Genomic DNA, 8,355 nt, shown 5'->3' on the forward strand with positions numbered 1-8,355 from the left:
CGGGTGCGAAGGCCCCGTACACCTTATTCGCAGATTTGTAAGGAAGTCCTTTTTGCACCTGGGGCCGCCGGTGCACCGGAGAGGCTACTCGGCGAGCTCTTCCAGGAGACGGGCGGTGGACAGGCCGGCCCTCAGGTAGGCCACGAACAGCTCGTTGTGCAGCGCCCAGGGCGAGCGCCGGGCCCGTACCAGCCGGATCGCCTCCTCGGCCGTACGCCCCTGGTGCACCAGCGCCTGCGCGACCACGAGCCCCGACCGGTTGTACCCGCTGTAGCAGCGCACCAGCACCGACCGCCCCGCGTCCAGCGCCTCGCTGGCCGCCCGCGCGAGCCGCATCACCCCGGCGAGCTGGGTGCCGTCCAGCGGCCCGTCCGGTATCGGCCACACATGGTGCTCGACCCCGTCGGCCGGACCGTGCCCGGGCACCCTCAGCAGGCTCTGCACCAGATCGAACTCGTCCCGCACCACGGCAGCCTCCAGCCGCCCCGAACGCGCCCGGAACTCGTGACCGCCCATCCACAACCCGGGCAGCACCTCGCTCCAAGGACTGTCCGGAGCCGGCACGTCGTACTGCTCCCCACGGATCCGCACCCGGCGCCTCCCCGCTGCGCGCGCCAACCCCTGTCAAAGGTAGCGGGGTTCTTGCCCCTGGAGCACCCCGCCTGTTCCCATGGTCGAGGGGTGATGACGCAATGAGCGGACTGCGCGTCGTGCCGGCCTGGCGGCACGGCCAGGAGCGACTGTACGTATGTCTCACGGACGGACGGAACATCGCCTGGTACGACCGTGAGGCGGGCCGGGTCAACCTGCTCAGCGAGGAGCGGCGGGACGATGTACTGGAGACCCTGAGGCCGTTCCTGACCGGCCCGGTCACGATCGGCCCGCCGCCCGTGCCCACCCCCGCCGAGCTGGCCCGGCTGAGCCTGCATCCCGACGACGACCTGGCGCCCAACCGCCCCGGCGAGGCTCTGCTGGTCGCCCTCGACCGGGACCCCGGCCCGGCCCACCGCCTGCGCCCCGACCCGCGCCGCCGCGCCCTGACCGCGGAGCAGACCGTCGGCGACGCCCTGGACCGCCTGGACGGCGCCGGCTGGCACGCCCTGCACTCCGTCCCGCTGCCCGGCGGCGACCGCCTGCACCACCTGCTGATCGGGCCGGGCGGCCTGTTCTGCGTGCACTCCCTCTACGCCCGCAGGCAGAAGGTCCTGGTCGCCGACCCGATGATCGCACTGGGCCGGCGTGAGCCCCAGCCGCTCCTGCGCCGACTGCGGGCGGACGCCGACCGGGCCTCGTACGCCCTCACGGCCGAGGTCCGCCCGGTCCTGGCCCTGACCGAACCGGCGGACGTCACGCTGACCGCCCCGCCGCGCGAGGTCCACATCCTCCGCGACCGGGACCTGGACACCCTGTCCCGCCTGGGCGGCGTCCTCAAGCCGGCGGACGTGGAGGCCCTGCACGCGATGGCGCGGGACCGGAACACCTGGGGGAGGGTGTAGGGCGGTGTAGCTCCACCGGAGGCCTTCAGGGCAGCGTCGCCGCGCGCCCCGCGTCCAGCAGCGGAGCCAGCAGGTCCCCGTGGTCCTGGACGCGCGGCGCGATGTCCCCCGCCCGGAACACCAGCCGGTCCGCCGCCCGGCACTGCGCGACCTCCTCCCACGTGACCGGCGCCGACACCGTCGGCTCCCGCCGCGCCCGCACCGTGTACGGCGTGGCCGTCGTCTTCCGCCCCGCGTTCTGGCTCCAGTCCACGAACACCTTCCCCGGCCGCAGACTCCGCGTCATCCGGTGCACCACCAGCCTGGGCATCGCCCGCTCGGCCTCCACCGCCAGCCCCTTCGCGTACTCGCTCACCCGCTCGCTGGACGCCCCGCGCACCGCCGCCAGCAGATGCAGCCCCTTCGACCCGGCCGTCTTGGCGTACGCCTCGATCCCGTCCGCCGCCAGCCGCTCCCGCAGCCACAGCGCGACCTCGCAGCACTGCACCACCGTCGCCGGCGCACCGGGGTCCAGGTCGAGGACGATCCGGTCGGCCTCGTCCTGATTGCCCACCAGCCACTGGTGCGTGTGGAACTCGGTGACCAGGTTCGCCGCCCACATCAGGCTCGCGAGGTCCTGCACCAGCACCATCCGGGCCGCCCCCTCCGACCGGCGCACCTCGGCGGTCGTGACCCAGTCGGGCGTACCCGGCGGCACGTTCTTGGCGAAGAAGACCTGGCCGTCGGGACCGTCCGGATAGCGCAGGAAGGACACCGGCCGGTCCCGCAGGTGCGGCAGCAGGACCCCGGACGCCGTCGCGTAGTAGTGCAGCAGCTCGCCCTTGGTGAACCCGGTCGCCGGATACAGCACCTTCTCCAGGTTGCTGAGCACGACCCTTCGCCCGTCCACCTCTGTGATCGGCGTCATAGGATGACAATCTCATATAAACCCTCACATTCGGACGGAGGGAAACCGCACGTGCGATCCATCTGGAACGGCGCGATCTCCTTCGGGCTCGTCAGCATCCCGATCAAGCTGGTGAACGCCACGGAGAGTCATTCGATCTCCTTCCGTCAGGTCCACGCCGAGGACAACGGCCGCATCCGCTACCGCAAGTTCTGCGAGCTGGAGGACCGTGAGGTCACCCAGTCGGAGATCGGCAAGGGGTACGAGGACGCCGACGGCACGATCGTCCCGATCACCGACGAGGACCTGTCCCACCTGCCCATCCCCACCGCCCGCACGATCGAGATCGTCGCCTTCGTCCCGGCCGACCGCATCGACCCGCTCCAGATGGACGCGGCGTACTACCTGGCGGCCTCCGGTGCCCCGGCCGCGAAGCCGTACACCCTGCTCCGCGAAGCCCTCAAACGCAGCAACAAGGTGGCCATCACCAAGTACGCGCTGCGCGGCCGCGAGCGCCTCGGCATGCTCCGGGTGGTCGACGATGCCATCGCCATGCACGGCCTGCTCTGGCCGGACGAGGTCCGCGCGCCCGAGGGGGTCGCCCCCGACGTCGGAGTCACCGTCCGCGACAAGGAGCTCGACCTCGCGGACGCCCTGATGGACACCCTCGGCGAGGTCGACCTGGAGGACCTGCACGACGAGTACCGGGAGGCGCTGGAGGAGGTCATCGCCGCGAAGGCGGCCGGCGAGACCCCGCCGGAGGCCCCCGAACCGGCGACGGGCGGCAAGGTCCTCGACCTGATGGCGGCCCTGGAGAAGAGCGTGCGGGCGGCGAAGGAGTCGAGAGGGGAGGGGGCCGAGGAGGCGGAGGTCACCTCGCTGCAGGGCAAGAAGTCCGCGTCCGGCACCAAGCGGACGATGGCGAAGCAGTCCACCGCGAAGCGGTCCTCGGCGAAGCGGTCCACGACGAAGAAGACGGCGGCGAAGAAGACGGCGGACGGCAGGGCGGAGGACGGCAGGGCGGCGTCGAAGAAGGCGGCGGCAACGAAGTCCACGGCCGCCAAGTCCGCGGCCGCCAAGTCCGCGGCCAAGAAGGCACCGGCGAAGAAGGCGGCTGCCAAGAAGACGGCTTCGTCGCGCAGACGCTCCGCGTGAAAACGCGGTATCGCGGGCCACGGGCCCGCGTCGCGACCGGTACGCGCTCGGTTCCCTGACAGGTGGTCACCGCGCTCATGCGTGGCGCCGCTCGGCCCCCGCGCCATGTCCTGGCCGACGCTTGTCGGGCGGTGCCGCCCGCGCCCATGCGCGCCGCTCCTGCGGCACGGCTGCCCGCGGCTGAGAAGAGGCGCCGGCTGGAGCGCTCTTCAGGGGCGCTGGGGGTACCCCGGCGGACGGCTGGGGGAGGATGTGCGACCAACCCCCACCAGGCCCCGTCGGCCCGTGTCTCGGCCCGTGTCTCGGCCCGCGTCGGCCCGCATCGGTCGCCGATCGGCGTGATGCCCGCCGGGTGTGTGGCCATGAGCCCGTCGACCGACCGGTTATCACCACTCGCAATAGCACATACCCTGACAATTTAGTATATATGTTGCAGGCGTGGCGCGATGCTGGAGGACGGGGGGAGGCCCGCTCCACGGCGGGCAGACAGGTTGTCCCCGCTCGTGAAGGCGTTGTCATGCGTGCACTGCATTTCCACCCCCTCGGCCGAACCCACGCCCTGTCCCTCACCCAGCTGCGCGCCCCCGCGCAGGCTGGCCGGCCCGCCGATACGGCGGCCGGGAGCACCTCGGGCCCGCAGGGTGGGACGCGCGCCGCCGGTGCGCTGACCGGGCTGTCCGCCGCGGAGTGCGGACTGCTGCTGATCAGGCTGACCTTCGGACTGCTGCTGGCCGGACACGGCGCGCAGAAGCTGTTCGGCCTCTTCGGGGGGCCGGGCCTGGCGGCCACCGGCAGGGGCTTCGACGCCCTCGGCTACCACCCGGGCAAGGTCTTCGCCGTGATCGGGGGTCTCTCCGAACTCTGCGGAGGCCTCGGCCTGGCGGCCGGCCTGCTCACCGCGCTCGCGGCCGCGGCCGTGGTCGGCGTGATGATCAACGCCATGGTGACCGTGAGCGGCGCCCACGGCCTGTGGATCCAGAACGGCGGAGTCGAGTACAGCGTCTCCATCTGCGTCGTCGCCCTCGCCCTCACCGCCATCGGCCCGGGCCGGCTGTCCCTCGACCGCTTCTTCCCCTGGGGTTCGGGCGGCTGGCTCCCGGCCGCCGCCGCGCTCGGCCTGGGCGGCATCGGCGCCGCGATCGCGCTGAGCGTCTGACCCCCCTCCGGGCCCCGACCTCACGGGCCGCCCAGGAGCAGGCATGTACGTGGACAGCGCGCCCCTGGTCCGCCATGCTGTCCCGGCGCTTCGACAGGCCGGCGCGGGCTGCACGGTGTGATGAGGGGACGGGGACCGGTGGAGCGGACGCAGGTTGCAGCTGTACCCCAGAAACGCATCCGCTACCGGTTGACGCGCAGCCAGCGCCTGCTGCCCGTACTGCCCGGATTCGCTGTCGCCCTGCCCTCCCAGATCCTGTTCTGGCTGGACGGTGAACCGGCTGGTCCCGGACTCGTCCCGGGACTGCTCATATGGGGGGTCCTGCTGCCCCTGGTGCTGATCGCCTCACGCTCGTTCGGCGTCACTCTCACGCCGTCGGAGGCCGTCGCGCACAACCTGCGCCGTCGGACCATCCCGTGGTCGGACGTCCAGGCCGTCCAGATCGAGTCGCTCCTCGGAAGCCGGACCGTCGTGATCTACGAGGCGGGCGGCCGCCGAACCCGCCTGCGGGCGCCGACGACCGGATTCCTCAGCTGGGACCGCGGCTTCGAGGAGAAGTTCCACACCATCGGCAGATGGTGGCTGGACCACCGCGGCCCGGACTGGGTTCCCGTCCCGCCGCCAGGGGTGTGGTGGGGCGGCCCGCCGGCGTCCCACGGGAACCCCTACGCGCCTCCGGCGTAGCCGGCGGCTGATCCGGAGCCGGCAAGCTCAACGGTGAGCGCAGCCTTGGGTCGCAGCCCTGATCGATCGGTCTTCGGGTGGCGTGCCTCTCGGCCTCGCGCGCACAGCAGCGTGATCAAATAAGGCATGGCATCGTCCTGGACCGGTGACCGGGTACGCCTGCGCGCTGTCGAGCCCGACGACTGGACGGCGTTCATGCGCTTCGCCGACGACGACGGGCGGCGGGGGAGCCGGCCCGAGCTGCCGCGGTCCGCCGAGAGCTACCGTGCCTGGGCGAAGGAACAGGCCGTCGCCAGGTGCGAGGACGACCGCTTCCGGTTGGCCGTCGAGGCGACGGCGACGGGAGAGCTGGTCGGCACCGTCGGCTCGCATCGCACCGGCCGTCGTTCAGGCTGGTTCGAGTGCGATGTCACGATCGGCGCCGATCACCGGCGCAACGGCTACGCGGCGGAAGCCGTAGCTCTGCTGATGCGCTTCATGTTCGCCGAGCGGCGCTATCACAAGTGCCTGGCAGCGGTCTTCGCCCACAACGAGGCATCGCTGGCACTCTTCCGCCGACTCGGCTTCACCGAGGAGGGGCGCCTGCGGGAACACGTGTTCCTCGCCGGCCGGCACCGCGACCTCGTCATGATGGGCATGCTCGCCGACGAGTTCGACCAGCGGCACACGACGAGCCGACCATGATCCGACCGCCGGGAGGCCTGCCACCGCAAGCGTGACCGCCCTCAGCCGCGCGGGGTGGCGCGCAGCCGCAGACCGACGGTCGCGAGACCTTCGAGGGTCGCGACCTGGTGGCTGGGTTGCGGTCCGGGCGGCTCGCTGAGGTGGTGGCGGCGGGCGGTCTGCGCAGTCAGGAGCGTCAGCATCGCCATGGCCAGAGCAGCTCCCTCGCAGCCGTGCGGCCCGGTACCGAAGGAGAGGAAGACCCCCGGTTTCGCCGACGAGCCCGAGTCGTCGAGCCAGCGCTCGGGCCGGAACCGGTCCGGATCGGAGAATTCCCGTGCGTCACGGTGGGCGGTGTAGGGGCAGACGAGCACGGTGGACCCGGCGTCGATGGTGTAGTCGGCGAGCTGGGTTTGTCGTGGGGCGCGGCGGGTCAGCAGCCAGCTCGGCGGGTACAGCCGGAGCACCTCACTCACCAGTGCTTGGGTGTACGGCAGGCCACCGAGGTGGGCGCTGGTCGTCGCGGCCGGGTCCGCGGGCAGCGAGGCGGCCTCGGCAGCGACGCGGCCCGCTTCCTGCGGGTGCCGGGCCAGGTGGAGCAGGATCCATCCGGCCGCCCGGGACGGGGTCTCGAAGGTGGCGACCGTGATTCCCGGGAGAGTGTCGAGGACGGCCTCTTCCGGCAGCAGGCCGTAGTGGGGGGAGGGCTGGAGCATCTGCCCCAGCATGTCGTCACCGAGCCGTCCCGACGAACGACGCCGGCGGACCACGGGCCGCAGGGCCTCGGTGAAGGCGACCTGCTGCCGGGTACGGAACCGTCGTGCCGGTGTGGGGATCCAGCGCGGCCACACCCAACGCGAAGGGCGTACGAGCACCTCCCGGGCCAGGAAGAGCCCAGAGGCGTAGGGAAGCAGCGCGGGGGCGTCCTCCGAGAAGAGGTAACTCACACCGATCTCCGCCAGCGCATGCCGGACCAGGGGCAGGATCTCGACGTCCTGGCCCGTGGGCAACTGGTCGGCGAACCGGGCGGTCCGGGGTGCGATCTCGCCGATCCGGGCCGCAACCGCCTGCGCTCGCAGTCCGCGCATGCGGGCGGCGTGCGCGTACGCCCGCTCCTCGGGTGTCGGTGCTCCGCTCGACCGCTTCAACGGCGGGAAGAGGGGCGAGGGCGCCTTGGGGAAGTCCTGTGCGCGCCGCAGGACCGCTTCGCACGGCCCGGCCGCGGCGGCCACGTAGACACCCGGCTCCAACTGCCAGACGTCCCCGCACTCTTCGGCACCGCGACGCGCCAACGCCAGCCGGTCGCGGCTCCAGGCCGCGAAGCTGCCCCCGGGCAACCGAGGCGGCTGACGCGACGGATCACGTGACGGCTCACGCGACGGCTCACGTGACGGTTCACGTGACGGCTCATTCGTTCGGCCCATGAGATCGTCCCTGGCTCTCGTACGTGTCCAGGCCGATGGCGCCGGCAGCGGGGCGGGCTGGGAACTGGCGGGTGCCCCGAACGTAGGAAACCGGCGGGTACCCCCGAGCCTGGGAATCGGCGGGTACCCCCGAGCCTGGGAATCGGCGGGTGTCCCAGAGCCTGGGAACTGGTGGGTACCCCCGAGCCGGGGAACTGGCGGGTGCCCGGAGGCGCCCGCCAGCTGTGCGGTGGTCCTAGTCGCCGGCGTAGGCGTCCCACTCGTGGGAGCCGTACGCACCGTAGTGGCGGGTGAAGGACAGTTTGGCGAGTAGCTTGGCGATCATGGTGCACTCCTCTCAGCTGTCTTCAGCACCGAAAACCACACATCTCACATCCTCGCATATCGGGCATCTAGTATGTAGAGCGCATTTCTGCCACCGGCCGCCTGCGTCGGCGTCTCCGAGCCGGAAGTGCCAGGTCACCGCGACGGGGGATCGGGTGGGAGCCGATCCGGGCCGCCGGACCGCGTCACGCAGGGCATCGACCTCTATGCCCACCGTGTGCCGCAAGGCCGAGTGGCATGGGAGGGGGCGGCGGTCCAGGATGGGCGGCAACCGGAGGTCGCCGTCGGCGTCACCGGGATCCGGGCTCAGCGCGGCAAGGGGCGTCACAGTGATCGACACGGACGAGCTGACCAGGCGGAACGCCAGGTTCGCCGACGGCGGGTCATTCGCCGGCCTGGGGCTCATGCCCGGCGGAAGCCTCACGGTCATCGGATGCGTCGACCCCCGGGTCGACCCGTCCCACGTGCTCGGGCTCGAACTCGGTGAGGCGGCGGTGATCCGCAACGTCGGAGGAAGGGTCACGCCCGCGACACTCCGGACGCTGGAGATGCTCTCGAAGGTCGTCC

The 8,355-nt window shown here is 71.8% G+C and carries 9 protein-coding genes; 6 read left to right on the forward strand and 3 right to left on the reverse strand.

Annotation, left to right across the window (positions count from 1 at the left end; all coding sequences use genetic code 11):
- Positions 1 to 84: 84 nt before the first annotated feature.
- Positions 85 to 591 carry a protein phosphatase gene (locus JF597_RS39675; protein ID WP_294008286.1) on the reverse strand — a complete coding sequence of 169 codons (507 nt, stop codon included), beginning with the start codon at positions 589 to 591 and terminating at the stop codon, positions 85 to 87.
- A gap of 101 nt (positions 592 to 692) precedes the next feature.
- On the opposite strand from JF597_RS39675, the gene JF597_RS39680 reads away from it, so the two are divergent.
- Positions 693 to 1,496, forward strand: coding sequence for a nuclease-related domain-containing protein (locus tag JF597_RS39680; RefSeq protein WP_294008288.1), 804 nt, complete (start codon positions 693 to 695; stop codon positions 1,494 to 1,496).
- Between the two features lie 25 nt (positions 1,497 to 1,521).
- On the opposite strand, the gene ligD is transcribed toward JF597_RS39680, so the two are convergent.
- Positions 1,522 to 2,403 (reverse strand): non-homologous end-joining DNA ligase, encoded by an 882-nt coding sequence (gene ligD, locus JF597_RS39685; RefSeq protein ID WP_294008290.1) that lies wholly within the window; start codon positions 2,401 to 2,403, stop codon positions 1,522 to 1,524.
- Positions 2,404 to 2,454: 51 nt separating this feature from the next.
- On the opposite strand from ligD, the gene JF597_RS39690 reads away from it, so the two are divergent.
- The 4 genes from JF597_RS39690 (at position 2,455) to JF597_RS39705 (ending at position 6,061) form a co-directional block, all read left to right on the forward strand.
- Positions 2,455 to 3,537, forward strand: coding sequence for a Ku protein (locus tag JF597_RS39690; protein WP_294008292.1), 1,083 nt, complete (start codon positions 2,455 to 2,457; stop codon positions 3,535 to 3,537).
- A gap of 664 nt (positions 3,538 to 4,201) precedes the next feature.
- A complete protein-coding gene (locus tag JF597_RS39695; RefSeq protein WP_366916512.1) occupies positions 4,202 to 4,693 on the forward strand; it encodes a DoxX family protein in 492 nt (163 codons plus the stop codon).
- 189 nt (positions 4,694 to 4,882) lie between these two features.
- Positions 4,883 to 5,377, forward strand: a complete 495-nt coding sequence (locus JF597_RS39700) for a hypothetical protein (protein ID WP_294008294.1) — start codon at positions 4,883 to 4,885, stop codon at positions 5,375 to 5,377.
- A gap of 126 nt (positions 5,378 to 5,503) precedes the next feature.
- On the forward strand, positions 5,504 to 6,061 hold the full coding sequence (locus JF597_RS39705; protein WP_294008296.1) for a GNAT family protein: 558 nt from the start codon (positions 5,504 to 5,506) through the stop codon (positions 6,059 to 6,061).
- Positions 6,062 to 6,102: 41 nt separating this feature from the next.
- Here JF597_RS39705 and JF597_RS39710 read toward each other — a convergent pair whose 3' ends face one another.
- The gene (locus tag JF597_RS39710; protein WP_294008298.1) at positions 6,103 to 7,377 is read right to left on the reverse strand and encodes a cytochrome P450; all 1,275 of its coding nucleotides are present in this window, start codon (positions 7,375 to 7,377) and stop codon (positions 6,103 to 6,105) included.
- Between the two features lie 740 nt (positions 7,378 to 8,117).
- Here JF597_RS39710 and JF597_RS39715 point away from each other — a divergent pair.
- Positions 8,118 to 8,355, forward strand: a 238-nt coding sequence (locus JF597_RS39715; protein WP_294008301.1) for a carbonic anhydrase, incomplete at its 3' end; no start/stop codon positions are given.

Origin of the sequence: Streptomyces sp., assembly GCF_019510245.1 — a bacterium.
Taxonomy (GTDB): domain Bacteria; phylum Actinomycetota; class Actinomycetes; order Streptomycetales; family Streptomycetaceae; genus Streptomyces.

Coding starts and splice junctions, on each gene's coding strand:
- JF597_RS39680 (WP_294008288.1), top strand. CDS start 693: ATGAGCGGACTGCGCGTCGTGCCGGCCTGGCGGCACGGCCAGGAGCGA.
- ligD (WP_294008290.1), bottom strand. CDS start 2,403: ATGACGCCGATCACAGAGGTGGACGGGCGAAGGGTCGTGCTCAGCAAC.
- JF597_RS39705 (WP_294008296.1), top strand. CDS start 5,504: ATGGCATCGTCCTGGACCGGTGACCGGGTACGCCTGCGCGCTGTCGAG.